This window comes from Nostoc sp. (assembly GCF_036919895.1).
GTDB lineage: Bacteria > Cyanobacteriota > Cyanobacteriia > Cyanobacteriales > Nostocaceae > Nostoc.
Genome location: NZ_JBALBW010000102.1, coordinates 38082 through 64500 on the forward strand (window position 1 = coordinate 38082; position 26419 = coordinate 64500).

The 26419-nt window shown below is 43.8% G+C and carries 22 protein-coding genes; 13 read left to right on the plus strand and 9 right to left on the minus strand.

The genetic code is table 11. From position 1 onward, the window contains the following. Positions 1-35: 35 nt before the first annotated feature. The 4 genes from V7K55_RS20720 to pirA form a co-directional block, all read right to left on the minus strand. Complete coding sequence (locus V7K55_RS20720) at positions 36-1532, minus strand: NADH-quinone oxidoreductase subunit M (protein ID WP_334834509.1); 1497 nt, start codon at positions 1530-1532, stop codon at positions 36-38. An 86-nt stretch (positions 1533-1618) separates the two neighbouring features. Further along, entirely contained in the window at positions 1619-2341 is a 723-nt protein-coding gene (locus tag V7K55_RS20725; protein WP_334834510.1) for a carbonic anhydrase, read from the minus strand. A 49-nt stretch (positions 2342-2390) separates the two neighbouring features. Next, a complete protein-coding gene (locus V7K55_RS20730) occupies positions 2391-4268 on the minus strand; it encodes an NAD(P)H-quinone oxidoreductase subunit F (RefSeq protein ID WP_334834512.1) in 1878 nt (625 codons plus the stop codon). Between the two features lie 424 nt (positions 4269-4692). Then, on the minus strand, positions 4693-4848 hold the full coding sequence (gene pirA, locus V7K55_RS20735; protein ID WP_012409843.1) for an arginine synthesis PII-interacting regulator PirA: 156 nt from the start codon (positions 4846-4848) through the stop codon (positions 4693-4695). Between the two features lie 110 nt (positions 4849-4958). Here pirA and V7K55_RS20740 point away from each other — a divergent pair, with 110 nt between their 5' ends. Then, complete coding sequence (locus tag V7K55_RS20740) at positions 4959-5762, plus strand: SAM hydrolase/SAM-dependent halogenase family protein (protein ID WP_334834515.1); 804 nt, start codon at positions 4959-4961, stop codon at positions 5760-5762. 13 nt (positions 5763-5775) lie between these two features. On the opposite strand, the gene pheS is transcribed toward V7K55_RS20740, so the two are convergent. Continuing rightward, positions 5776-6768, minus strand: a complete 993-nt coding sequence (gene pheS, locus V7K55_RS20745) for a phenylalanine--tRNA ligase subunit alpha (RefSeq protein ID WP_334834516.1) — start codon at positions 6766-6768, stop codon at positions 5776-5778. 221 nt (positions 6769-6989) lie between these two features. On the opposite strand from pheS, the gene surE reads away from it, so the two are divergent. The 8 genes from surE (at position 6990) to V7K55_RS20785 (ending at position 16492) form a co-directional block, all read left to right on the plus strand. Continuing rightward, positions 6990-7796 (plus strand): 5'/3'-nucleotidase SurE, encoded by an 807-nt coding sequence (gene surE / locus V7K55_RS20750; RefSeq protein WP_334834530.1) that lies wholly within the window; start codon positions 6990-6992, stop codon positions 7794-7796. A gap of 276 nt (positions 7797-8072) precedes the next feature. Then, positions 8073-8969, plus strand: a complete 897-nt coding sequence (locus tag V7K55_RS20755; protein ID WP_334834531.1) for an MBL fold metallo-hydrolase — start codon at positions 8073-8075, stop codon at positions 8967-8969. 350 nt (positions 8970-9319) lie between these two features. Next, entirely contained in the window at positions 9320-10399 is a 1080-nt protein-coding gene (locus V7K55_RS20760) for a bifunctional riboflavin kinase/FAD synthetase (RefSeq protein WP_334834518.1), read from the plus strand. 122 nt (positions 10400-10521) lie between these two features. Continuing rightward, positions 10522-11430 (plus strand): AAA family ATPase, encoded by a 909-nt coding sequence (locus V7K55_RS20765; RefSeq protein WP_334834519.1) that lies wholly within the window; start codon positions 10522-10524, stop codon positions 11428-11430. Positions 11431-11660: 230 nt separating this feature from the next. Next, positions 11661-12248: a cytochrome C gene (locus tag V7K55_RS20770; RefSeq protein WP_442949102.1), complete on the plus strand. Its 588-nt coding sequence runs from the start codon at positions 11661-11663 to the stop codon at positions 12246-12248. A 321-nt stretch (positions 12249-12569) separates the two neighbouring features. After that, on the plus strand, positions 12570-15362 hold the full coding sequence (gene secA / locus V7K55_RS20775) for a preprotein translocase subunit SecA (protein WP_334834520.1): 2793 nt from the start codon (positions 12570-12572) through the stop codon (positions 15360-15362). A gap of 117 nt (positions 15363-15479) precedes the next feature. Then, a complete protein-coding gene (locus V7K55_RS20780; RefSeq protein ID WP_334834521.1) occupies positions 15480-15812 on the plus strand; it encodes a low molecular weight protein tyrosine phosphatase family protein in 333 nt (110 codons plus the stop codon). Next, positions 15809-16492 carry a class I SAM-dependent methyltransferase gene (locus V7K55_RS20785; RefSeq protein ID WP_334834522.1) on the plus strand — a complete coding sequence of 228 codons (684 nt, stop codon included), beginning with the start codon at positions 15809-15811 and terminating at the stop codon, positions 16490-16492. The genes V7K55_RS20780 and V7K55_RS20785 overlap by 4 nt, the downstream gene beginning before the upstream one ends. A gap of 37 nt (positions 16493-16529) precedes the next feature. On the opposite strand, the gene V7K55_RS20790 is transcribed toward V7K55_RS20785, so the two are convergent. Together V7K55_RS20790 and V7K55_RS20795 are read right to left on the minus strand one after the other, a co-directional pair. Then, positions 16530-16973, minus strand: coding sequence for a hypothetical protein (locus V7K55_RS20790; RefSeq protein WP_334834523.1), 444 nt, complete (start codon positions 16971-16973; stop codon positions 16530-16532). 192 nt (positions 16974-17165) lie between these two features. Then, positions 17166-19718 carry a penicillin acylase family protein gene (locus V7K55_RS20795; RefSeq protein WP_334834524.1) on the minus strand — a complete coding sequence of 851 codons (2553 nt, stop codon included), beginning with the start codon at positions 19716-19718 and terminating at the stop codon, positions 17166-17168. A gap of 262 nt (positions 19719-19980) precedes the next feature. Here V7K55_RS20795 and V7K55_RS20800 point away from each other — a divergent pair, with 262 nt between their 5' ends. Both V7K55_RS20800 and V7K55_RS20805 read left to right on the plus strand, forming a co-directional pair. Then, a complete protein-coding gene (locus V7K55_RS20800; protein ID WP_334834532.1) occupies positions 19981-20721 on the plus strand; it encodes an RNA methyltransferase in 741 nt (246 codons plus the stop codon). Positions 20722-20895: 174 nt separating this feature from the next. Further along, positions 20896-22458, plus strand: coding sequence for a serine hydrolase (locus V7K55_RS20805; protein WP_334834525.1), 1563 nt, complete (start codon positions 20896-20898; stop codon positions 22456-22458). Positions 22459-22544: 86 nt separating this feature from the next. Here V7K55_RS20805 and dprA read toward each other — a convergent pair whose 3' ends face one another. Together dprA and V7K55_RS20815 are read right to left on the minus strand one after the other, a co-directional pair. Further along, positions 22545-23687 carry a DNA-processing protein DprA gene (gene dprA, locus V7K55_RS20810; protein ID WP_334834533.1) on the minus strand — a complete coding sequence of 381 codons (1143 nt, stop codon included), beginning with the start codon at positions 23685-23687 and terminating at the stop codon, positions 22545-22547. Positions 23688-23789: 102 nt separating this feature from the next. Next, positions 23790-24218 (minus strand): MAPEG family protein, encoded by a 429-nt coding sequence (locus V7K55_RS20815; RefSeq protein ID WP_334834526.1) that lies wholly within the window; start codon positions 24216-24218, stop codon positions 23790-23792. A gap of 100 nt (positions 24219-24318) precedes the next feature. On the opposite strand from V7K55_RS20815, the gene V7K55_RS20820 reads away from it, so the two are divergent. Further along, a complete protein-coding gene (locus tag V7K55_RS20820) occupies positions 24319-25080 on the plus strand; it encodes a helix-turn-helix transcriptional regulator (protein WP_334834527.1) in 762 nt (253 codons plus the stop codon). A 159-nt stretch (positions 25081-25239) separates the two neighbouring features. Continuing rightward, a complete protein-coding gene (locus tag V7K55_RS20825) occupies positions 25240-26325 on the plus strand; it encodes an alpha/beta hydrolase (RefSeq protein WP_334834528.1) in 1086 nt (361 codons plus the stop codon). Positions 26326-26419 lie beyond the last annotated feature (94 nt).

Sequence of the window (26419 nt, forward strand, 5' to 3'; positions counted from 1 at the left end):
AAATCGCCGTCTCTACAAGTGTTTTGATCTATTTTCTATTTCAGCGCTACTTCAGAGATTACGGTTTTTTCTAAGGTGGGAATTGCAGCCACCATTGTTGTAGTTGTGGATTCACTCCAACGGACTAACCAAGTGGGTTGTACTCCCAAAAAGATAATAAAGGCTGCCAAAATTAAAGCTGGGATTTTCTCAGACCAAAGAACTTTGGGATAGTAGGCGAAGTTATCTAGTCTGCCAAAACAAGTGCGGTTAAGGAGGATGACAAAATAAACTGCGGTTAATCCACTAGCGACTACACACAAAATAGTCGGGATGGGAAAGATAGAGAAACTACCTTGAAAGACGATAAATTCGGCGATGAATCCTGTTAAACCAGGAATACCTGCACTAGCCATCCCACTTAAAACTAGTAAAGCGCTAATTATAGGTAAACCGCGGATGGGACTCATTAAGCCATTGAGTTTATCTAACTCACGCGTACCAACTTTGGTTTCCACAACTCCCACCAAGTGGAAGAGGATTGCCAGAATTATCCCGTGACTAAACATTTGGGCGACTGCACCAACGAGTGCTAAGGGAGTACTAGCGGCAGCACCTAGCAAGATATAGCCCATGTGACCAACGGAACTATATGCTACCATGCGCTTGATATCTTTTTGAGCGATCGCAATTACTGCCCCATAGATAGCGCTAATTGCTCCCCAAATCGCCAGAGTCGGTGCAATAATACTCCAAGCATCGGGAAACATCCCCAATCCAAATCGCAGCAATCCATAAGTTCCCAGCTTTGCCAAAACCCCACCGAGAAGCATGGCGATTGGTGCTGAAGCTTCAACATAAGCATCAGGTAGCCAAGTATGGAAGGGAACTAAGGGAATTTTAATCCCAAAACCTAAGACTATTCCTGCTAGTAAAAGGATTTGTTTTGTGGTTGACAGATTTTCTGTAGAGAATGCATCAAAAGCAAAATTGGTAGAACCACTCAGCCACACCATACCCAAGAATGTCGCCAGAATTAATGCTCCCGAAACAGCAGTATAAATCAGGAATTTAATCCCAGCATAACCCCGTTTTGCCCCTCCCCAAATAGAAATTAGTAAGTAGAAGGGGATTAATTCTAGTTCGTAGAATAGGAAGAATAGCAGCAAATTTTCAGCGAGAAAAGCACCTGCAACTCCACCACTCACTAATAAAATCATGGAGTAGAACAGCCGGGGACGTTGAGTTTCTTTACTGCTGCTGTAAATAGAAATCCAGGTGAGTAGACTATTTAACACCAACATTAATATAGAAAGCCCATCAACACCGATTTGATAGCTCAAACCAAGGGTTTCATTCCAGGGTAAATATTCTTTAAATTGCATTTCTGGATTGCTGATATCAAATTTTAGTAAGATAAACAGGTTCCACAAAAGAACTACGCCTGAGAAAACTAATGCTGTTAAACGAATCCGATGATTTGGGATACTTGTCGGTAATATTGCTATAAGAGCGGCGGCTAAAATAGGGAGCCAAATCAAAACACTTAACATTATCTTTGTCCTTTGTTATTTATTATTTTTTATTTGCCCTGTGTGAGTTAGAAATGACCAATGACTAATGACAAAGGACAAAAAAACTAATCGACCATACTTATTTTCCCAGTATCTAAATCGTAATAAGCTCCGACTATTTTCAGCTTTTCTGCCTTGATTAACTCAGATAAAACTGTAGATGATTTCAATATTTTAACTTGCCTCAAAATATTTGCTTTACAAGCGTTTTCTATCTTATCTCCTGATTCCCCTTTAGAACTTTCTACACTTGGTTTAATTGCTGCAATCAAACTTCCGATTTGACCTGGGACTTCACCACCCTTAACGGCGGCACTTACTGCACCACATCTTTCATGTCCCACTACCATGATGACTTTAGAGCCTAATAATAAGCTGCCAAATTCTAGGCTACCAATTTCTTCTGATGTAGCAATATTACCAGCTACACGGCAGACAAATAAATCTCCAAGTCCTTGGTCAAAAACAATCTCTGAAGGCACTCGTGAATCTGCACAACTTAAAATAGAAGCAAAGGGCTTTTGACCTTTGGCAACTTCAACTAAACGTGAATGAGTTTGGTGAGGATTTTTACGTTTTGTTTTGATAAATCTTTCATTCCCATCTAATAATTCTTGCAATGCCTTATCTGGCGTAATATCATCTTCTGCTGGCGCTGCTGGGGCTGTTTCGGCTGCAAGTAAATTTGAGCCAAGTCCAACTGTCAATACACCTGTACCGATGGCACCTGCACCAAACTTAAATAGACTTCTTCTGGAAAGATTAGTTTGTGGATGTTGTCTGCTCATGAAATTATCCTCACAATATTAATGTGTGCTTGTAATAAAACGTGTTCGACTACCCAACTGCGGAAATTGGAAAAATCAAATTTAAAAACTGCACTCCCCAAAATGGCCAAGCTACCCACATTCCTAAAAAGCTTACTCCTAGTAAGACGGTTAAGGCGTAGAACTGGGTTTGTCCAGAGGTACTGTATTTTAAACTTTCACCACCCAGTAGCGAAAATAAACCAACCAGATTAACGATGCCATCGATTACAAAACGGTCAATCATATCGGCAAGTTGGGAAATTTTGGCAACGCCAAAAATAATGGTTATCCGATAAAGTTTGGGGGTGTAAAAGTCGTATGCGAACAAGTCTTGTAAACCTTTCCAAGGGAGGCGAATTGGTTTAGGAATATTGCCTAAATAAACCACCCCAGTGATGCCGCAAGCGGAAATACTCGACCAAATTAAAAGTAGTACGACATCTTTATTTAAAGCTTCCCAATCGGGTAGAAGTGATAAGCTTTGCAACACTAAAGGAAGATGGAGACTAAAGGCAAGTAAGATTACCATTGGCAAAATCATCGGCCAGTGTGCTTCAGGCGATCGCTGACTCATTTGTGTGGCTTTACCGCCAAAAATTAAACCGAATTCTCTGGTTAAACTCACTGCTGTCAAAGCGTTTACAGCTATCACTACTCCTACTAACCAAGGTTGGGTTTCCCACAACCCATCTGCTAGTTTTACTAACGCCCAAAAGCTACCCAGTGGTGGAAAACCAATTAACCCCAAAGTGCCGACGATAAAGGCTATTGCGGAAATTGGCCGACGTGTCCACAACCCGCCCAATTGGGTAACATCTTGGGTAATGCTATTCCAAATAATTCCCCCGGTACTCATCACCAACAAGGCTGCGGATATAGCATTGGTAAGTACTAATAACAGCGCCGCTTCGTTTTGTTGGGTTCCTACGGCGATGAATACTAAACCCATGTATGCGCTGACAGAATAGGATTGGCAGCGTTTAAGATCGATTTGAGCGATCGCAATTAAAGAAGCACCAATCGCTGTCACTACCCCAATGGCTACCATAGCGGAAGAAACTATGGGCGACAGGCTTAACACAGGTTGCAGTTTAATCAACACCCATGCACCACTAGCAACTACTACCGAATTCCGCAAAATTGTACTGGGAACTGGGCCTTCCATTGCTTCATCCAACCACAGATGCAGTGGGAACTGAGCACATTTACCCATTGGCCCGGCAATTAAGGCTAAACCTACCAGTGCCATTGTTGTTGGATTGACGTTAGCAGTCGCCGCCCACTCAGCTAGTTCTGGATAACTCCAAGTTCCGGCTAGGGGCCATAATGCCAACACGCCCATCAGCAAGAATAAGTCTCCCACCCGTTTGGTTAAGAAAGCATCTCTTGCACCTGAAACTACCAACGGCTGGCTAAACCATAAGCCAACTAGTAGATAGGTTCCCAGTGTGAGGACTTCCAAAATTACATAGCTGAAGAACAGATTATTACACAGAACCAAGGCGCATAATCCCGCTTCAAATAATCCTAATAAGGAATAGAAGCGTCCCCAACCCCAATCCATCTCCATATAACCGATGGCATAAATTTGCGCTAGCGAATTCAAGCCAGTAATTACAACTAAAGCGCCGACGCTAATCGAAGATATTTCTAAAGCAATGGTGAGGTCTAAACCAGCTGTAGATAACCAAGGAATAAATACTTCTTGGGCTGGATGATTCCAAGTTGCTTGGAAGGCGATCGCACTATGTACAAAGGCCAAAAATGTCATCACCAAATTTATGTAACCCGCCGGTCTTGGCCCGGTTTTCCGAATGATCCCCGGCGACCAAGGTACGGCTAACAAGCCACCTATTAGGGCATAGCAAGGAACTAGCCAAACAGTCTCAAGTAGAAACTGAGCCATCAACTTACCTCTAGATTTGCATCAAAAGTTTGGGGTTTTGAATCAACTTACATTGATCCCTGTTAACCCAGCGATTGCAGATAAGACAATTTTATCTTTATTTAATCTTGTTAAAATAGCTTACCGTTATATCTGTCAAAAAGGAATTACTTTATATAAACAAATCTAAGATAAATACTCTAAATAAATCTTATACGATCAACTATTTGAGTAACGAATAATAGCTATTGTTTTTTATCTATGAATTAACTGTTGGTTTTATCAATAGTCATCATTAGTTTTTATAGCAGTTCTCAGTTGAGTGAGGTACTCAAGTTCCCCAACCCCCTAAGAGCATCTCTAAAAGTACGATTACCAAAGAAACCCCTAAAAAAAACCCGCCGTAGCGGGTTACACAACAAACTAAGAACAATGAAAACTTGATTTAGCTGGAATACCTCATTTCAGCTTCCAGTTGACGAATCAGTTGTTCGTCGCCCTTTGCTCTAGCTACTTGTAAGCGATGCTCTAGGCTTTTTTGAATATTCTCTCTGTGGACTTCTTGGGCTTTCCTCGCACTTTGTAGTCTACCTTGATTCATAGTGATTACCTTCTTAATTTTTCAGTTTATGTCTGGTATTGTTAACATAGCACACATTTTGTAGCGGTTGCTACAGATTTTTATATTTTATTGTAGTTTTGAACAAAAATATGTCTAAAAAGCAGATAAGTCAACAACTAATTCTGACTTTTCTGAGCGATTTTGGCGATCGCGATATCTATGTAGGCGTAATGAAGGGTGTCATCGCCCAAATCAACCCCAGACTGGCAGTGATAGACTTAACGCACCAAATTCCGCCGCAAAACATTGCCGCAGCCAGGTTTTGCCTGATGAATGCTTATCTCTATTTCCCAGTAGGAACAGTGCATCTGGCAGTAGTAGATCCTGGTGTGGGAAGCAAGCGACGAGCGATCGCAGTAGAATTTGCTCAAGGGTTTCTAGTCGGCCCTGATAATGGTATCTTTAGCGGGGTACTTAGTCAAAGTCCGGCGATCGCAGCCGTCGAACTTACAAATCTTAACTATTGGCGAACTCCTCAAGCAAGCAACACTTTTCACGGTAGAGATATCTTTGCACCAGTAGGAGCTAATCTTGCTAGTGGTGTCCCCTTCAAACAACTAGGACAAGAAATCGATCCAGCAAGTTTAGTCAAACTGGATATAGAAAAGTGCAAGCAAACAGGCAATGGTGTGGTGGGTTGCATTCAATATATTGACCACTTTGGCAATTTAGCGAGCAACATTCCAGCGAGTTACGTACAAGGCAAAACTTGGCACGTGCAAGCTGCTGGGTTGAATATACCAGGTTGTAAAACTTACAGTGATGTCAGCGTGGGAGAGGTAGTAGCTTTAGTTGGCAGTCACGGCTGGGTAGAAATTGCCATTAATAGCGGCAATGCTCACTCAAAGTTACAGTTAGATTGGCAAGAACCGCTTCAAATTGTGCTAACTTAAAGCGATCGCTTCCCTAAAATTGCTGCAAAAATCGCAAATCGCTAGCATACAAGCGGCGAATATCATCGATTTGGTGTAACACCATTGCAAAGCGTTCTACCCCAAAACCGGCTGCAAACCCAGTATAAATTTCTGGGTCATAACCCACAGACTTAAGTACATTCGGATCGACCATCCCGCAGCCCATCACCTCTAGCCAGCGACCATTCCACTGCAAATCCACCTCCGCCGAGGGTTCGGTAAAGGGGAAATAACTGGCGCGGAAGCGAATCGGTAAATCGCCAAATACTGCTTGTAAAAATACCTTAATTGTGCCTTTGAGGTCTGTAAAAGTTAGTCCTTGGTCAATGGCTAAAAGTTCTATTTGATGGAAAACAGCCGAGTGAGTGGCATCGACATTATCCCGCCGATAAACTCGCCCTGGAGCCACAACCCGAATCGGTGGTTCTTCTCTTTCCATATAACGAATTTGCACTGACGAGGTATGAGTGCGGAGAAGATTGCCATCTGGCAGGTAGAAGGTATCCTGCATATCACGGGCGGGGTGGTCAGGCGGAGTATTGAGAGCCTCAAAATTATAATAATCTGTTTCCATCTCTGGCCCTTGAGCCACCGTGTAGCCCATACCAACAAAGATATCCAGCGCCCGGTCGATAATGCCGTTGAGGGGATGAATGCGACCTTGGGGGCTGTAAATTCCCGGCATAGTTACATCCAGAGTTTCCGCCTCTAGTTGTACCTGAATTTGCGCGGATTCTAGGGCGGCGCGTTGCTGGTCTAGACTAGTTTGCAGAGATTCTTTGACTGTATTGGCGATCGCTCCAATTTTCGGTCGTTCCTCTGCGCTCATTTGCCCCATACTTCGCAACAGTGCCCCCAGTTCCCCTTTCTTACCCAGATAATTAACTCTGAGTTCTTCCAGACGTTCTAGGGTGTCGGCGGCTGCGATCGCTTTTTCTCCTGATTGCCGCAGTGCTAAAAGTTGAGCTTCTAAATTGCTAGTCATTAGTTATTCGTCATTGGTCATTAGTCATTAGTCTATAGTCAAAAGCCATGAACTGCTCGATAAATCAACTTACAGATAAGGGGCAAACTATCACCACAGTGGACTAGTGAGTATAAATGTTTTTTGCCACTTGTGACCTACGACATTGACAAATGACTAATAACAAATAACAAATAACTAATGACCAATAACTAATGACCAATGACCAATGACCAATGACTATGAAATTACTAATTAGCAACGACGACGGCGTTTCTGCCTTGGGGATTCGTACCCTAGCCAATTACTTGGCAGAGGCAGGTCATGATGTTAGTGTAGTTTGCCCAGATCGAGAGCGATCGGCAACAGGACATGGATTAACTCTCCACCAACCCATTCGTGCCGAAATTGTTGAGTCGATTTTTCATCCTGCTGTCAAAGCTTGGGCTTGCGATGGTACGCCTTCAGATTGCGTCAAATTGGCACTGTGGGCTTTGCTAGATACTCCCCCCGATTTGGTTCTCTCTGGCATTAATCAAGGTGCAAATTTGGGAACTGAAATCTTATATTCCGGTACTGTTTCGGCGGCAATGGAAGGTCTAATTGAAGGTATTCCCAGCGTAGCGCTGAGTCTTATTAGTCATACATCTAAAGACTTTCAACCTGCTGCTAAGTTTGCCAAAGTTCTCGTAGACCAGTTAGCCCAAAAACCACTGCCAGATTTAATGTTGCTCAACGTTAATATTCCTGCTGTGAAGTGGGAAGAAATTGCCGGTGTTACTCTTACCCGTCAAGGAGTGCGGCGTTATATTGATGTGTTTGATAAACGAGTCGATCCTCGTGGAAAAACGTACTACTGGTTAACTGGAGAGGTAACTGAGGATGTAGAACCTCCAACTGGTTTAAATCTGCCACAAAATGTACCAACAGATGTAAGCGTTGTCCGTAAAAACCACATCAGTATCACGCCGTTGCAGTACAATCTTACCTACGCAACTGGACTAGATAAATTGTCTGACTGGGAATTTAATTTTCCGGGAATTATTTGACTTATCAGGACAAAACTGGGGTTATTCAAATGCATTCGATAAAAATGTAGGCTATAACGTAGGGGCACTCTTGAAATAACTGATACACATTCACCCTAAAAGCTAAAAAATTTTATCTGAGAGTATTTCATTCACATTTACACGATCGATCAGAAACAGGGTATGCTGTTTTACCAAGAAATCCTTCCCCTACCAAAATCAGTAGGACAGCATAAACTTAAACCAAATAAAGCAGCAATCCAAAATATCGCCCGCTCAGTCCAGCAAGCAACACCTATGTCTAGGATAGAGAACCAATTTACCGTACAATTTTGGGGCGTTCGCGGCAGCATCCCCAGTCCAGGGCCACACACTGTTCGTTACGGCGGTAATACCCCTTGCATATCAATGCAAGCGGGCGATAAACGCTTAATTTTCGATGCTGGCACGGGACTACATGTTTTGGGGCAATCTTTGTTGCGCCAGATGCCGTTAGAAGCTCATATATTTTTTACCCATTCTCACTGGGATCACATGCAGGGTTTTCCCTTCTTTACCCCAGGTTTTGCGAAGGGAAATGACTTTCATATCTACGGCGCGATCGCACCTGATGGTTCTACTATAGAACAGCGCCTCAACGATCAAATGTTGCACCCGAACTTTCCCGTACCCTTGCAGATTATGCAAGCTAATTTAAATTTCTACGATATTCGACCAGGGCAACCAATCCACATCGATGACCTTACCATAGAAACAGCACCTTTAAACCATCCAGGTGAAGCCGTAGGATACCGCGTCAACTGGCGTGGTGGTGCTGCTACTTATATCACCGATACCGAACATTTTCCCGATCGACTCGATGAAAATGTGCTGTGGTTAGCTCGGAATGCGGATATTCTAATTTACGATTCCACCTACACAGACGAAGAATATCATTCTCCCAAATCCCCCAAAATTGGCTGGGGACATTCTACTTGGCAAGAAGCTGTGAAAGTGGCACAAGCTGCTAATGTCAAAACTCTGGTGATTTACCACCACGATCCCGCACACGATGATGACTTTTTAGATGGTGTAGGGAAACAAGCAGCTGCGAAATTTCCTGGAGCGATCATGGCCCGAGAAGGGTTGGTACTTCAGATTGCCACCTCAGTAGCCTTATCAGAATCTTTTCCTGTTAGTAAGTTTTCTACTTAAAGATTGCGATCGCAGGAACTGGAGATTTTAGATTAGATTGGTGATCAGAAGCTTTCAGCGCGAGAGCGTACCTGTTGGCTGCACGGTGAGACAGCGCTGCCCAGAGTTGTCACGCCAACCATAGGATAAGGGCGACAACAGGAGGAAACACTTTATAAATTCACCAACACAGCCCAGATACCCACAGAAGCCCTCTCTTGCGGCTGAACTGGGGCTAATTACCGTGGGTTAGGGTTTTGGCCGATCGCACAAGACCTCATGGGCAGTTGGTGAATGTCCTCCTCAAGGCGGTTTACCATAAGGTAGCTTCCTGCTGATAGCTAAAATAAACCTAAAATCTCAGAATCCACGTGCTAAATTTGTCTCAAAATGGGTGTTCTGTGTGGGTTGCTTCTTCAAGTGAAGGGCTGCTAACGCCGACTGCTGTTGCCCTTGGCAAGTTTGATGGTGTTCATCTTGGTCATCAAAGAGTAATTCAACCAGTCTTGCACGGTGGCGATCGCTTGTCAGTAGCCAGTACTCCGCAGTCAAAGGAAAATCAACAACTAACAAATCAAGAATATACTTACTCAACAGTTGTCACCTTTGACCCCCATCCACAGGAGTTTTTTACGGGGCAACCTCGGACTTTGTTAACGCCACTGGATGAAAAAGTCCAACAATTGCGATCGCTTGGGGTAGAGCAACTGGTACTACTACCCTTTGACAAAGAATTGTCTGCGTTAACCCCTGAAGAATTCGTCCAAAAAATTCTCGTGCAACAACTGCAATGCCAGCGAATTAGCATCGGGCAGGATTTTTGTTTTGGCGAAAAGCGTAGTGGCACTGCCAAAGATTTGCAATTAATCGCCGCCAAACACAATATCCCCGTTACCATCGTTCCCTTGCAAACTTATACAGGTGACTCGCCCACTCAAAGCAGTTGCGTCAGTACTACCCCGACTCAAGATGCCCGCATTAGCACTTCATTGATTCGTCAAACCCTTGAGCAGGGGGACATCGAAAACGCAAATCTACTACTAGGTCGTCCCTACACTCTCTTTGGTGTTGTCGTTCAAGGTCAACAATTGGGCAGAACCATTGGCTTTCCCACCGCCAACCTCCAACTACCAAAAGAAAAGTTTTTGCCCCGCCAAGGAGTTTACGCTGTCCGCATTTTTACTCTCAGTGAAACATCAGACGCTCTTTCTAGCGAGAGCTTGGGCGTAATGAACATCGGCAACCGCCCAACTGTAAATGGTACTTATTCATCTGCGGAAGTACATTTATTCGATTGGTCTGGTGATTTGTATGGCAAAAAACTGGCTGTAGAACTAGTTAAATTTTTGCGCCCCGAACAAAAATTTCCTTCTCTAGAAGCCCTCAAAACACAAATTCAACTTGACTGCGTTGTTGCGAAAGAAGTTTTGAGTGCTGAGTGGGAACAATAGATAGGGCATCGGGAATGGATTGAAAAGGCACAGGGGAAGAGGGTGAGGGGAAGAAATTCCTAATCCCCATTCCCCCTTATCCCCATTCCCCCCCAATCCCCAATCCCCACTCCCCGCGCTGCATGAGAGAAAAAATTGACGCTTTAACCCAAAATCTGGCTCTTACTATTGTTGGTAAAGCTGAGGCAATACGCTTAGTGCTAGTAGCCTTGCTAGGTGGTGGTCATGCCCTCTTAGAAGATGTCCCTGGTGTTGGTAAAACCCTGCTTGCTAAATCCTTAGCTCGTTCGCTGGATGGCAAGTTTCAACGGCTACAATGTACCCCCGATTTACTACCAACTGATATTACTGGTACTAATATCTGGAACCCAAAAAGCGGCGAATTTACTTTTCTTCCCGGGCCAGTCTTTACCAATATCCTCCTAGCTGACGAAATTAACCGCGCTACACCCCGCACTCAGTCAGCTTTGCTCGAAGTGATGGAAGAACATCAGGTAACAGTCGATGGTGTCTCTCGTCCAGTTCCCCAGCCGTTTTTTGTCATTGCCACTCAAAACCCTATTGAGTATCAAGGTACTTTTCCTTTGCCGGAAGCGCAAATGGATCGGTTCATGTTGTCGCTGAGTTTGGGCTATCCTTCGGAGGCAGAAGAACTCCTGATGCTGCAAAATCTCCAAAAGGGTGTGAAGGTTGCTGATTTACAGCCTTGTATTACCTTAGCGGAAGTACAGGAATTGCGTTACCTCTGCTCTCAAGTAAAAGTCGCAACTTCCTTGCAACAGTACATCCTCGAATTGGTGCGAGCAACACGCCAAGATGAGGAAATCGCCCTTGGTGTAAGTCCGCGTGGCACATTAGCATTACAACGGGCGGCCCAAGCGCTAGCTTTTCTATTAGGGCGTGATTATGCTATTCCCGATGATGTAAAATTTCTCGTCCCTCACGTTCTTTGCCATCGCCTGATTCCTAGAGGAGGAAGGAATGCAAGAACCGTTGTTGAGCGGTTATTGCGATCGGTTTCTATTCCTTAAGGTAATAAAGGATTTTGGTCTAATTGCTTTCTCTTGAAATACTACTAACAGAATCTGAAATCCAATGCAACCGATCTTGCTTGGATTTCAAATGTTAGGATCTCCTACAAAAGACGCAGAGCGGCTTGCCATTAATAAAACTACTTACACAAAATCCGAAACACTACCAATACTGCGTAAGTCCTATGATTAGCACAAGCGCCACTTCTAAATATCTGGGAATGTGAGGAATGTCAATTTTTATTAAGCGCAAAAACCGCGATGCCTACGGCGGGCTACGCCAACGCCAAACGCCACAGCAAAGTGCCGAACGCCAATTCAAACGCCAATTTTTCGGTTTACTTTTGGTAATTGTCACGTGGAGCCTAGCTATGGGTTGGCTTCTAGCCTTAGCAACTAATGCCCAAAGTGCTACACCCCCCGCCGAAATTGGCACAGTTGACGTAGTACCTGCACAGTATCAACTGGGGCAAGAACTATACTTAGAAAACTGCTCTACCTGCCACATTGCTTTACCACCAGCTGTTTTACCCACCCAAACTTGGAAAAATCTCCTGCAAGACTCGCAGCATTACGGCGCACAATTAAAGCCTTTAATCGATCCACCGCGCATTTTGGTGTGGAAATATCTTTTGACTTTCTCCCGCGTTCAGCTAGATGATGAAGAAACACCCTATCGCGTCAACAACTCGCGTTATTTCAAAGCTTTGCATCCAGGAGTGAAGTTACCACGTCCTGTCCAAGTTGGTAGCTGTGTCAGTTGTCATCCTAGTGCTAGTGACTACAATTTCCGCCGCCTGTCAGCAGAATGGAAGTGAGGAATTAGGAGAGACGCGAAAAATCTTTGTCTGTACAGGAATTAGGGGTCGGAAAATTTATAACTAACTCATAACTCTCTTCCCCCAGTCCTTCTCTGCCCCCAGTTGGGGGCAAAATGATACTATGAAGAAAGACTAAATAGTAAGATAAGAGTTAAAACCAATCATTTAAGAAACTAACTGACTAGTTTTTCTCCTGTTTTTGAGGTAATTCTCATTTCACACCCATCCACGACCAAGACAGTTGGGTTGGGTTAAATGTTTATAATCAATGCCGACCTTTTAATCCCCATCCCCCTTGATTCAGTTCTATAACCTGCCATGTTAAAACTTTTGTTGGGCGACCCCAACGCTCGTAAGCTTAAAAAATACCAGCCTTCTGTTACTGAAATTAACCTTTTAGAGGAAGACATTAAAGTTCTTTCTGATGAAGAGTTAAAAGGTAAAACTGTTGAATTTAAACAAAGGCTTGCCAAAGGTGAAGCCTTGGATGACCTTTTACCAGAAGCTTACGCCGTTGTTCGGGAAGCAGGACGACGAGTCTTAGGCTTACGGCACTTTGATGTCCAAATGCTTGGCGGTATCATTTTACATGTAGGGCAAATTGCCGAAATGAAAACCGGTGAGGGTAAAACCCTCGTAGCAACCTTGCCGAGTTATTTAAATGCCCTAACTGGTAAAGGTGTACACGTCATCACTGTGAACGATTACCTGGCTCGTCGGGATGCTGAATGGATGGGGCAGGTGCATCGGTTTTTGGGGCTGAGTGTGGGGCTAATCCAGTCAAGCATGACTCCCAGCGAACGCCAGAAAAACTACGATTGCGACATCACTTATGTCACCAACAGCGAAGTCGGTTTCGACTACCTGCGGGATAACATGGCGACATCTATGGCAGATGTGGTGCAACGCCCGTTCAATTATTGCGTAATTGACGAAGTAGATTCAATTTTAGTTGATGAAGCGCGGACACCTCTGATTATTTCTGGGCAGGTGGAAAGACCTACAGAAAAGTATGTGCAAGCGGCTGAAATCGCATTTACGCTCAAAAAAGACGAGCATTATGATGTAGATGAAAAAGCCCGGAACGTGCTACTGACAGATGAAGGCTTTGCTGAATCGGAAAATCTTTTGGGAGTCACAGATTTATTTGACCCCGAAGATCCTTGGGCGCACTTCGTTTTTAATGCAATTAAAGCCAAAGAACTTTTCCTTAAGGATGTAAATTACATCGTCCGCAATGGGGAAGTGGTAATTGTGGATGAATTTACCGGTCGGGTGCTACCTGGACGGCGCTGGAGTGATGGATTACACCAGGCTATTGAAGCCAAAGAACACGAAGAGATTCAGCCAGAAACTCAAACTCTAGCGACAATTACTTATCAAAATATGTTCTTGCTGTATCCAAAATTGGGTGGAATGACAGGAACAGCAAAAACGGAAGAACCAGAATTTGAAAAAATTTACAAACTAGAAGTTGCCGTAATTCCCACCAACCAAACCAGAAGACGTGAAGACTTATCTGATATGGTCTTTAAGACAGAACCAGGTAAGTGGGGTGCGATCGCAAAAGAATGTGCCGAAATGCACCAACTCGGCCGACCTGTATTAGTGGGAACCACTAGTGTGGAAAAATCCGAACTTCTCAGCCGACTGCTGAAGCAACTGGAGATTCCCCACGAATTACTCAACGCCAGACCGGAAAACGTCGAGCGGGAAGCGGAAATCGTTGCCCAAGCTGGACGCAAAGGTGCTGTTACTATTGCTACCAACATGGCTGGTAGAGGTACAGACATCATCTTGGGTGGGAACTCCGAATACATGGCACGTCTGAAGCTGCGGGAATACTTTATGCCCCGCATCGTCATGCCAGAAGATGAAGATAGCTTTGGCGTTCAAAGACCAGCCGGATTGCCTACAGGACACGGTGGTGGTCAAGGTTTTGTCCCTGGGAAAAAAGTTAAAACTTGGCGGGCTTCACCAGAAATTTTCCCCACCCAATTGACAAAAGAGACAGAAAAACTACTGAAAGATGCAGTAGAAATTGCAGTCCGTGAGTATGGCGATCGCAGTTTACCGGAATTGGAAGCTGAAGACAAGGTAGCTGTAGCCGCAGAAAAAGCTCCCATAGACGATGCGGTGATTCTCAAATTGCGGGAAGCCTACAAGCGGATTAAGCAAGAATACGAACAATTTACTACCCGCGAACATGATGAGGTCGTGGGAATCGGTGGTTTGCACGTAATTGGTACAGAACGCCATGAATCGCGGCGGATTGACAACCAGTTACGGGGACGTGCAGGAAGACAAGGCGACCCTGGAACCACGAGATTCTTCCTCAGTTTAGAGGATAACCTACTGCGGATTTTTGGTGGCGAACGTGTTGCTGGCTTAATGCAAGCCTTCAACGTAGAAGAAGATATGCCCATCGAATCTGGGATGCTCACCCGGAGTTTGGAAGGCGCACAGAAAAAAGTAGAAACCTATTACTACGACATCCGTAAGCAGGTATTTGAGTATGACGAGGTGATGAATAATCAACGTCGTGCTATTTATGCTGAACGCCGCCGGGTGTTAGAAGGTCAAGATTTGAAAGAACAGGTAATCAAGTACGCTGAAAAAACGATGGATGACATCGTTGACTACTATATCAACGTAGACTTACCCTCGGAAGAGTGGGAGTTAGAAAAGTTGGTTGAGAAAGTCAAAGAATTTGTCTATCTGCTAGCAGACTTGCAACCGAATCAATTAGAAGATATGTCAGTCAGCGAGATAAAAGCCTTCCTCCACGAACAGGTGCGAATTGCTTACGATCTCAAAGAAGCGCAGATTGACCAAGTTCAACCCGGACTGATGCGCCAAGCCGAACGCTTCTTTATTTTGCAACGCATTGATACCCTGTGGCGGGAACACCTACAACAAATGGATGCCTTGCGCGAATCGGTAGGATTGCGTGGTTACGGTCAAAAAGACCCGTTGATTGAATATAAGAGCGAGGGTTACGAACTCTTCTTGGATATGATGGTCAACATTCGCCGAGATGTGGTGTACTCGTTGTTTATGTTCCAGCCCCAGCCGCAGCAGATGATGCAGGCAGAATCAGAGATGGTATAGGTAGAGAATATCTCATGCAGAGACGCAGAGACGCAGAGGCGTTTTTGCGTCTTTGTATTTTAAGGCATCTCTCAAAAAAAGTTGCGATAAATGGCTACACAAAATTTATACTAATTAATGAAAAAGCTTTTATTTATCTGTAGCCAGAATAAACTGCGAAGCCCCACCGCCGAGGCTGTGTTTTCAGAATATGAAGAACTTGAAACTGATTCGGCAGGTTTAGATCGCTATGCTCAAGTACCATTATCAACAGAAGCTATTCAATGGGCTGATACGATCTTTGTGATGGAAAAATCCCATAAAAGCAAGCTATCAAAAAATTTTCAGCCATTTCTTAAAGATAAAAAAATTATTTGTTTAGATATACCTGATGACTATGAGTATATGGAACCAGCTTTAATTGAGTTGTTAAAACAGAAAGTTCTACCAATATTAAAAATTAAAAAATGAATATTCAAGAAGCTTTTAATTCTGCCGCCGGAGATTATGATAACTTACGTCGGATTCTAATTCCCTGTTTTGATGACTTTTACAAAACAGCCGTTGAAATCATGCCAGGCGATTGGACTGCACCGCTTAAAGTTCTAGATTTGGGTGCTGGTACTGGACTTTACTCAGGTATGGTTCAGTCAGTCTTCCCCAATGCAGAGTTTACCTTACTAGATTTAGCCCCTGAGATGCTAGAAAAAGCTAAGTTTAGATTTAGCAAAATGGGTAAATCTCCCAAAATCTTAATTGGTGACTATATTGAGACTGATTTGGGTGATTCCTACGACCTTATAATCTCGGCCTTATCGATTCACCATCTTTCTGATTTTGACAAAGAACTTCTTTATCAACGGATTTATAATGTCCTCAAACCTGGTGGAATATTTGTCAATGCTGACCAAATTCTCGGCAAAACTGCTGATTTAGAAGAACTTTATCGCCAACACTGGTTAAACTCTATCCGCGCTAACGGTATATTAGAAGAGGATCTCAAAGCTGCACAAAAACGTATGGAATACGATCGCATGGCAACTCTTGATATTCAACTTCGCTGGCTAGAAGCGGCAGGGTTTCAAAATGTGGATTGCTGGTATAAAAATTTTAGCTTTGCTGTTTTCGGTGGTTATCGACCAACTATTTAACCAGTATATTTTTGCTCAAGATTCCATGCATAATTGATTATTTACCAGAACAGTAGCTATTAATTTCGCTAACTATTGAACTTTCTTCGGTACTACTTTGTTTCAGAGATACCAAAAAGCCTTGTGCTGCTGGTATATTCTTTTTATCTATAGCGCCTGCTGCATTATTCAATTGCTTGCTAATGTTCTGATAGAGTGTGATAAAGCGTCCTTGAAAACCTTGCAACTTCTCATCCTTAATTTCGAGGGTTTTCATCTCTTGGGTAAGTGGATCTATCTTACCAGCAAGTTCAGTTAAAGCTTTAGAACCTTTGGCCGGATTGGGATTTTTACCGAATTCCTGACCTAGACTAGATGCCTGATTCGCAACTTTTATAACTTTGTTACATTGGGCAACTTTACTTTCTCCGCAACCTGCAAATAATAATGCGATCGCAGTAGTGACTGAAAGCATAAAACTTTGTTTAAATACACGTTGCATTTGTTCTATTTTCTCCAACTATGTTTCGGGAAAGTTGGACAGCAGAAATAAATGGCCAGCGAAAATGCTTTTTTCTAACTAAAAAGAATCTTGATTTCTGTTGCCCTGTTACTTTATACTTCATTTTGACTATAACGTGTATGTAATTACACTTAAGCAGTAAAAGTTAACATTCTATAGTTGGGTTGCACTTTACACTCCCAATTTTGGAACTAACTTCAATGTCGCAGCAGTACTAGTTGTAATCTTCTTTTGCTCCCACAACATTGGGTGGTATTCAATCTTGCGCCAGGAGTCAACCATATCGTTGTAGTGGTTATGGAAAGCATGTCCTGATTGTCCAGGTGTATGAATCGCGACTGAGTTATCCAAATTTCCCAAATCTACAATCATCCGCAGAGAAGGAATATCTGTCACCTCAAAGGATTTATTTGCTCTCCATCGGTTAGCATTCACTGTTTCACCGTTACCAGCCGTGGCAAATGCGCCTCGATTAAATAAAGCTTCAATCGGTGCAACCCCAGATTTACCCAAGGTGGCATTCCGAAAAGTAACAGTATGTAGTTTGCCCCAATTCCAGTTTTTCGGATCTTTGCCTTGAACCCGTTCTAGTTCATCCACGGCTTCCGTAAAGGATTGCTGCAAAATTTCGTCGCGGTTCTCAACTTTTGGGGTGTTGCGATTATCCCACCAAGAACTATTGGGCTGTTTTACCAGACTTGCTACCACAGCATACCAGCGATCGCCCCCATTGGGAAAATATCTCTCAGGCAACTGATCGTGAAAGGTATCTGCTAGCAAGTGTTTCCAGAATACTTCAAACAAGGCAGCAGCAGGTAATGTCATTCCCAATTGCAAATTCCAATCTCGGAGAAGTTTTTGGGCTGCTTGCAAGTGCGGAGTCTCAACAGCGATCGATTGCAGTAGCGGTACTAATATTTGGGCATTGAGATTGCGATCGTCACCCTGTATTTGCTGCACATCTTCTACAGAAATCGGTTCCGTTTGTTGGGAAATCATCTCAACGATGCGCTTCGCCCGATAGCCATAAACCCAGTCTGCGGTAATTAAGTAAGGATATTTACGCATAACTAAATTATTGGCAGTAGCAATATAACCTTGAGATGGATTGAAACTTTTGGGTAACTTCTCAAAGTCAATATAGCCTTGCCATTCATAAGCATCTGTCCAACCAGGAACGGGATAACGCCCATTTCCCTTAGTTCGGATAGGGAATTTACCAGGCATTTGGTAGCCAATATTGCCATCAATGTCGGCGTAGACCAAATTTTGAGCCGGGACATCATAATTTCTCGCAGCAGTGCGGAATTCCTGCCAGTTTTGGGCGCGATTTATCTGGGGAATGGCATCTGCTAGTTTGGAAGGTTCTAGGGCTGTCCAGCGCAAGGCTACGGCGTAGTTTTGGGGTATTTCTAACAGCTGACTTGGTTGGAACTCCTTCAGATTGGGCGAAACATCAGAGAGAATCGGCCCGTGGCGGGTATAGCGCACCGTTTGGACAATTGGCTGACTTCCGGCAACTTGAATCGTCTCTTGCACGAGTTTCATATCAACCCATTTGCCATTTACCTCATACTGATTGGGATTATTGGGATTGATTTTCTCGATGTATAAATCCATTACATCAGATAGTACATTAGTTACACCCCAGGCAATGCGATCGCTATGACCGATAATGACCCCAATCATTCCGGCAAAGGAAAAACCAGTAACGTTGTATGGACATTCTGCACTCTTGGATATGCAGTGCAAGCCAACCTCATACCAAATAGAGGGTATTTGCACACCTAAGTGGGGGTCATTTGCCAAAATTGGCTTACCTGTATCTGTACGTTCACCGGATATTACCCAGTTATTGGAACCAATACCTATTCCCGTGGGGCCGATAAGTTGTTCCAAAGCCATCATCGGCTTGGTAATTGCCTCCATTACCTCCTCAATATCAAAGGCGGTGAATGACGGATTATCATAATTTTCATCCTCTCCTGTTTTCCCTTTCTGGAACTCAGGTAAAATCGCTGGCAAATCTTGAGGATAGGGTGGATAAAGTTCCTCAACTTGAGCGGGAGTAAGGGTTTTGAGCAGGATGGCACGTTCAACTTCACTCTGGAAATTTGTACCCAAATCGTAAGCCATCACTTTCCCCCAAGTCAGGGAATGCAATATTTGCCAAGGTTCTGGCTTATATCCAGGATTGAGGAATTTTAGCACAGCGTATTCTAGACTGAGAGCGCTACCTTGATGCTCCCTCAGATAAGCATTGACACCATCTGAGTATGCTTCTAGATATGCTTTCATCTCTGCATTAATTTCCTGAATTTCTTGCTGTGCTACCCTGGCCCAACCCATTGTCCGCAGATATCTGTCAGTGTCAACCTGAGAGGAACCAAACATTTCTGAGAGTCGGCCAGAACCGATATGTCGCCAAAAATCCATTTGCCAAAAACGGTCTTGGGCGTGGATATAACCTTGCGCCATAAATAAATCGTGAGAGTTAGCAGCATAAATATGGGGAATTCCCCAGTTATCGCGCTGGACGGTTACTTCAGCTTTGAGTTTAGGTAGTTGAATTGTGCCACTCTCTTGCGGAAAGGATTGGCGAACAGTGGATGTGGCGAATCCCGCTAACAATAGCCCCAGCACTAACAGCACAATCAAAGTTCTTGCGATAATCTGAGGAAACCAACGTTTCCTGAAGCTTTTTATTTGGGCTGGCTGTGGCATTGTTCAGTAAAATCACGTGATGTTACAAAGTTGATATTACAGTAGAGCGAGCAATATTGATTTAATGCCTGTTCTACCACCTTTACAATCAAGAAAGCGACGAACGACTAGCTGAACAGCGAAGATTGCGCTGAACTGTTCAAACCTGACACAGGCATTCACTTACACAGCTAAAATGATTCCAAGGGAACTCTTCAGCAAAACCACAATGCTGAGAATTAGCTTAAAAATATCTTATTGGTGCGATCGCAGGAGGCAAAAAATGGGCTTGGCTGGATTAAGAATTGTGTTGGTAGAACCAGCTGGGCCGATAAATATCGGGGCGATCGCCAGGGTAATGAAAAATTTCGGGCTATATCATTTAGTATTAGTGAACCCCCAATGCGATCCGCTATCGACGGAAGCTTTGATGATGGCTGTTCATGCTCAGGAAATTATCGAATCTGCGGAATTAGTGGCGACCTTACCAGAAGCATTGCATGGATGTGTACGGGCGATCGCTACCACCGGTCGCGTTCGTAGTTTAGAAACACCCTTAGAAAATCCCCGCACCGCACTACCTTGGTTACTGGAGGAACCAGAAAAACCCGCAGCCCTGATTTTTGGCAGGGAAGACCGGGGATTAAGCAATGAAGAATTAAATTATGCCCAGAGGTTTGTTGGTATTCCCACAAGTCCAGATTATGTAGCCCTAAATTTGGCCACCGCCGTAGCAATCTGTTGTTATGAATTGTCACAATGCGCCCCGCAATCTGACATTCAGACCTTACCCCAAACTGAACTCGCACCCTTAGATGTTGTGGAAGGATACTACCAGCAATTAGAATCACTATTACTGAAAATTGGTTATGTATATCCCCATACGGCAGCTAGTCGCATGGGAAAATTTCGCCAACTATATAATCGCGCTCACCTGAAAACTGGGGAAGTAGCAATGCTGCGAGGAATTTTACAGCAGGTAGAATGGGCCCTGAAAAACCAAAGGGATGGTGAAAACTTGTAATTATTCGTTTAATATATACGCAATCATCCCCCCAAAATATTTAATATGGCTTAAACTAAACACAAAAATGCTACTTAGTGGCAAAGTGGAATTTGAGTATTAATATTGCTTAAAGATTAAGTTTTGGGTCAGGAGTCTGCAAGAAAACAGTCAAGTCGGTCACAAGGAGTAACTGTGTCAGAGTCAAGTGACGAACTAACAGCTTTCTCGCGGCGACAACCCTTAAATCGCCGCCAACGTCCACAAAAAGTTCAAAAAGTGGCACAAAAGAAAGTTAAAGCTAACAGCCAGCAACAAGCTACCAATGGACGAGAAGCAGCGCTAGCACGCCCAAAAAATCGCATCAGTCCTCCCCCAACGCCTGGTGCTACACGCAGGGTAAAATCGGGGTTAGTCATGCCAACAGCAGTCAAATCAATACCTACCGTGAAAGGGAAAATTCCTCCTTTCCGACCAGGTGCTGTGATGGTTAAAGCTGTGCGGATGGAAAAGCCAAAAACAGGTAGGCGCTCATCGCGGAAGACGCGGTTAAAGCCAATGGCGAAAACTATATTGTATGTTGTGCGGTTATTGATTGTGGGTGTTGGGATGGGTGCAATTGTGGGCACTGTGTTATCAGTATTAGACCCAGCGAATCGCATCAGCACCACTTCTGCGCCCCAATCTAATAGTAATGTGCGATCGCAGCCGCAACCAGCCCAAACTCCCCCAACCGCAGTTTCCAGCCTATACCTATCCCAGGAAATTACCTCTTTGAAAAATGCCGTGCAAAATTTGGCCACCACCAACCCAAATCTTACACCTGGCGTTTTCTTGGTAGATTTGGATACTGGTAATTATGTAGATGTCAATGGCTCTACCAGTTTTCCAGCGGCTAGCACGATTAAAGTGCCGATTCTGATTGCCTTTTTCCAGGATGTGGACGCAGGGAAAATTCGCCTGGATGAAATGCTGACCATGCAACAGGAGTCAATTGCTGGCGGTTCGGGAAATCTGCAATACAAACCAGCTGGAACCCAGTACGCCGCTCTAGAAGTAGTCACTAAAATGATTACAATCAGCGACAACACAGCGACAAATATGCTGATTGCCAAACTGGGAGGGATAGAGGCATTAAACCAGCGTTTCCGCAGTTGGGGATTGACAACCACAACAATTCGTAATCAACTCCCAGATTTGCAAGGGACAAACACCACTAGTCCCAAGGAACTAGGGAATTTGATGGCGATTGTGAGTCAGGGAAATTTAGTCAGTGTGCCATCACGCGATCTCATGCTCGATATCTTGCGTCGCACCGAGAAAAATACTCTGTTACCATCAGGTTTGGGAACAGGCGCGAGAGCATACCACAAAACGGGTGATATTGGCACAATGTTGGCAGACACAGGTTTAATTGTTGTTCCAACAGGCAAGCGCTACATAGCCTCTGTCATGGTACAACGCCCCGAAAACGATCCTCGCGCTGAAAAATTGATTAGCTCAATTTCCCGTGTTGCCTACGAAGAATTTAGCCAGAATGCTGCCGTATCTAATAGTCCGACAAGCATTATACCCGCAAATGGTTATCAGCCCCAGGTTGCGAATCCTGCCTTACCCAACGGTACAACAGGCACAGTGCCCATGAACATTTATCAGCCTCCTGTTGTCAGTCCTCCACCCAACGGCATAGGAAGTACTGTACCTACAAACGGTTATCAATCTCCAGTTATGAATCCCCAGTATTATCCACCAAGATAATTCATAATTAAAAACGACAGTTTGATTTTAATTTGGCTTGAAATCCCTATGCCATAAATGCGATCGCTAGATTGCGAAAAACAAAGCTAAACTTTTTGATATCGCATTCCTGGCAATTGCGAAATTAAACCCATAAGTTCCAACTGTAACAAAGCACTGGAAACTGAACCAGCGGCCATGCCGGTTTGTTGAACAATAAAATCGAAAGGTAAAGCTTCACTTGTGAGTACCTCCGGTACGCCTATGGCGAAAGAATTCATTACTGTTTGCAATTCTGGTGATAAAGGTGGCAAACTTAACTGTTCTGGCAAAGGGGAAGTCTCAATTCCATCAATTTGTGGTATTGCTCCCAGCATTGTTAACAGTTCATCTAGTTCCTTAAGAATGAAAGAAGCTCCCTGACTAAGTAACTTTAAGCACCCTTGGGATGGATAATCGTCCAGTCTCCCAGGTAATGCATATACATCTCTGCCAAATTCATTGGCGTAGGTAGCAGTAATTAAGGCACCAGATTTAATTGGTGCTTCCATTACCAGGATAGCACGGCTTAAACCTGCAATAATCCGGTTCCGTCGGGGGAAGTGCGTGCGATCGGGTGGGGTTTTGGTGGGGTACTCACTCACGACTAACCCAGCCGTCAAAATTTGCTTGTACAAATCCCGATTTTTATGTGGATAGATGACATCTACACCAGTTCCTAAAACTGCGATCGTGCGTCCACCTGCTTTCATGGCGGCGATGTGGCTTTCTGTGTCAATTCCCTCTGCCATCCCAGAAACAACTGTAAAGCCATTTTTAGCCAAAGCTGTACTAATTTGGCGAGTCCAACGAATACCATATTCTGAGGGTTGGCGAGTGCCGACAATTCCAACCATCGGTTTTTGTCCGAGATTTTCTTGGAGTTCGACTTCACCACGATAGTATAAAATCGGTGGAGGACTGGGAGTTTCCAGCAGTAAGCGAGGATAATCTGCATCTGCTGGTGTCCAGAAATTGGGGTTTTCCTGCTGGTGCTTGGTGAAAAGTTGTTCTGGGTGCAAACGCGATCGCTGTTGTACTACTTTTTCTAGTGTCTGAAAACCTAAACCTTCCACCTCTCCTAACTGTACCTTGGTAGCGTTCCAAGCTGTTGCCAGCGTGCCAAAATGCTGTTGCAGCCGTCGCAGCAATACCGGGCCAATTCCCGAAATTTGCGTCCAAGCTAGCCAATATGCGCCTTCTTCTACCACCATTCCATCCTCACTCCTACTGGATTGAGTATTCCCAAATTAACGTTGGCTGTTGATGTAGAGGGTGAGCAAAGGAGCAATGTATAATTCCTATAGGCATACTTACACACTGAAGTAGATAAAGGCTGCGCGGATCGCAATGAACCACACAGCGAGGGTGGCGAATAGGTAGAGGTAGAAGCGAAGCATGATGAGATTGAATGTACAATGAACGATGCTATGCAATGCTCGAAATATAACAAAAACCCATGCGGTATTTACATAGATTGTATCCACCTGCTTCGTGATGAAGAGGTATAGCACAAGCACATAGAAAAGTACCGGAATCTCGAATAGATTCTTTAGATTATCTGATGGATTGGATACGCTAGATGGCCATATATGCACCAGTGCGACAGGTGCAGCCAGGTCTTGTGGGCGGATCTTTTGACTTGTAATGAATCCGATCCGGCGGATGTACATATACACCCAGACGAGGAGTGTCAAAAAAACTGTTGCGAAGAAGGGGCCAAACACTGCATCTTGTATCATTTCTACCTCTTAAACTTGCTCGTTTTGCTGATGCTAATATTAGGCCGAGTACTTTAATGCTTCTAGACCTCGATCGGGTACACTTCAGACCACTTAACCTATGACAAGTTCTTTGGAGCTTCTCTTTGAAGCCATCAACCAAGCCCATAGCGAACGTGATATGCGATCGCAAATTGTGCCAAAAATTGGTGAGTATTTTGCAGCAAAACGATGGGGAATTTTTTTCTTCGCTCAACTCCCCTTTGGATATCCAAATCTTCAGAAAATCCTGAAAATTGCCCTCTCAATCGAACATAATCCTGTAGCGCGTTATTTAGTGGAGCGTCATGCTCCTGTCCACGAAGCATTAGTAACATCACCTAAAGCTTGGAAATTAATCTGCCCCCGTCCTGATCATTGGCATGTGATGGCGGGGCCTATTATCAATCGCGGTCAATTAGTGGGTGTAGTAGGCTGTACGCGAGAAAAGTCAATGCCTCCCTTTGATACCGAAAACTTAGTCGATTTAAGTGCCATCTGTTTGCACTTATCTGTTTGGGCGGCGACAGTGCATTCACGAAGTGTTTCCGTTGGCGAACCCTGTCTAACGGGTATAGAAAAGTCGCAGCATCCCCTCTCTAAAAACAATCGCTTAACGCCTCGTGAATTACAGATTGCAGAGTTGGTTGCTTTGGGGCGAACTAATGCAAAAATTGGGACTGAACTTTGGATTACTGAAAATTCTGTGAAGCAAGCCTTAAAGCGAATGTTCCGTAAGCTTGAGGTTTCATCGCGTGCAGAAATGGTTGCACAACTTTCAATTACAAGACATGATTCACCAGAAAGAAACTTAGTTTCGTTGCGGGGAGACAAAATACTTTAAAGATCAATTTCCAATTCCTCTTGACTTTTGACTCTTGACTCTTGACTATTAATTATTGACTATCTTTTTATCTATGCTTCTGTGATGAAATATTTCTATCGTCTTTTAATAAGCCTATCTGGGTGCTTAATATTTTTGCTGCTACATAGTTGTTTTGATTTGTTGCCTAGTTTAGCAGCCGAAAAAGTTACTGTCAGGTACGGATTGTTTGAGCAATCGATCCCAGTAGCAGATATACGCAACTATGGCGAGACACAAAAGGTTTCTGGCGATCTAAAATCTTTTTTAGGTTACTTCAGCGCTAAAGATAAACAGAAGTTTCAAGATGCTCTTCAGGTGAAAATGTCCCTTGATATTGCGGCTTTAGATAAGCTGATCAACACAGGAATGGGCAAGCAAATTTTATCTTTTGTTTCCCAAGCGACTGTCTTTCCGACACGTTCTGCGATCGCCGGTAGCAATCGAGGCAGTATCCAAGCGCTACGATCTGCTATTATCTTAGGAGCCAAATCACCAGAAGGTTTAGGAATAACCAGCTTTCTAGAAGCTTATCCTAGTAATCAACTAGTCTTTGACGTATCAAAAATTTCTCAGCTAGTCAGCATGGCCAATTTATCTTCTGGTTCTGCTACTGCACCGCCGAAAGACGACGTAAGTTCTTCACCGTTAGGGCAAATTGCACTGCAATATCAGATACTTGCTGCTCAAGATAAACAGTTCTCAGGTTGCTTATTTGGCGATTCTGTTTCGGCTGAACTTGGCAATACTCTTGGGAATGGTACTTTTAATTTTGGGTTAAATGGTCTGAGTACAATCTCATTACTGGAGCAACTTAAAAGTTTAGCTCCTACCAAGGTGAAATGTGAAAAAGCCATTATTGCCATCGGTGGAAACGATGCTTGGTATGGAATTAGTGATGAGTTGTTTAGCAAAAACCTCCAAGAGGCGATCGCACTTGTCAGAACAATGGGAAATAAACAGATTTTTCTGATTCCAGCTTTTTATTCAACAGTTGCAGCCAGCTTAGATCCAACTTTAGCAGCCCCACTTCCTAGAGTCGAACAAATTAATGTTCTGATTAATCAAGTTGCTGAGGCAGAAAAAGTGCCAGTTGAAGCAGCAGGACTAGCACCCTTGTATGAAAATAATGTTCTTAAAGAAAATTTGACAACTGATGGCGACCATCTGAATGCAGAGGGGCTAAAAATTTATCGACAAGCATTATTACAAATTCTGCAAAAGTAATATAGCGGTTCTCAGTTGAGTGAGGTACAAGAACCCCACCCCCAACCCCCTCCCCGCAAGCGAGGAGGGGACTATGATGTACCTCATGTGATTA

Coding starts and splice junctions, on each gene's coding strand:
- V7K55_RS20755 (WP_334834531.1), top strand. CDS start 8,073: ATGTCTAGGATAGAGAACCAATTTACCGTACAATTTTGGGGCGTTCGC.
- V7K55_RS20770 (WP_442949102.1), top strand. CDS start 11,661: ATGTCAATTTTTATTAAGCGCAAAAACCGCGATGCCTACGGCGGGCTA.
- V7K55_RS20730 (WP_334834512.1), bottom strand. CDS start 4,268: ATGGCTCAGTTTCTACTTGAGACTGTTTGGCTAGTTCCTTGCTATGCC.
- pirA (WP_012409843.1), bottom strand. CDS start 4,848: ATGAATCAAGGTAGACTACAAAGTGCGAGGAAAGCCCAAGAAGTCCAC.
- pheS (WP_334834516.1), bottom strand. CDS start 6,768: ATGACTAGCAATTTAGAAGCTCAACTTTTAGCACTGCGGCAATCAGGA.
- V7K55_RS20740 (WP_334834515.1), top strand. CDS start 4,959: ATGTCTAAAAAGCAGATAAGTCAACAACTAATTCTGACTTTTCTGAGC.
- V7K55_RS20820 (WP_334834527.1), top strand. CDS start 24,319: ATGACAAGTTCTTTGGAGCTTCTCTTTGAAGCCATCAACCAAGCCCAT.
- surE (WP_334834530.1), top strand. CDS start 6,990: ATGAAATTACTAATTAGCAACGACGACGGCGTTTCTGCCTTGGGGATT.
- V7K55_RS20800 (WP_334834532.1), top strand. CDS start 19,981: ATGGGCTTGGCTGGATTAAGAATTGTGTTGGTAGAACCAGCTGGGCCG.
- V7K55_RS20765 (WP_334834519.1), top strand. CDS start 10,522: ATGAGAGAAAAAATTGACGCTTTAACCCAAAATCTGGCTCTTACTATT.
- V7K55_RS20815 (WP_334834526.1), bottom strand. CDS start 24,218: ATGATACAAGATGCAGTGTTTGGCCCCTTCTTCGCAACAGTTTTTTTG.
- V7K55_RS20795 (WP_334834524.1), bottom strand. CDS start 19,718: ATGCCACAGCCAGCCCAAATAAAAAGCTTCAGGAAACGTTGGTTTCCT.
- V7K55_RS20790 (WP_334834523.1), bottom strand. CDS start 16,973: ATGCAACGTGTATTTAAACAAAGTTTTATGCTTTCAGTCACTACTGCG.
- V7K55_RS20780 (WP_334834521.1), top strand. CDS start 15,480: ATGAAAAAGCTTTTATTTATCTGTAGCCAGAATAAACTGCGAAGCCCC.
- V7K55_RS20720 (WP_334834509.1), bottom strand. CDS start 1,532: ATGTTAAGTGTTTTGATTTGGCTCCCTATTTTAGCCGCCGCTCTTATA.
- V7K55_RS20725 (WP_334834510.1), bottom strand. CDS start 2,341: ATGAGCAGACAACATCCACAAACTAATCTTTCCAGAAGAAGTCTATTT.
- secA (WP_334834520.1), top strand. CDS start 12,570: ATGTTAAAACTTTTGTTGGGCGACCCCAACGCTCGTAAGCTTAAAAAA.
- V7K55_RS20785 (WP_334834522.1), top strand. CDS start 15,809: ATGAATATTCAAGAAGCTTTTAATTCTGCCGCCGGAGATTATGATAAC.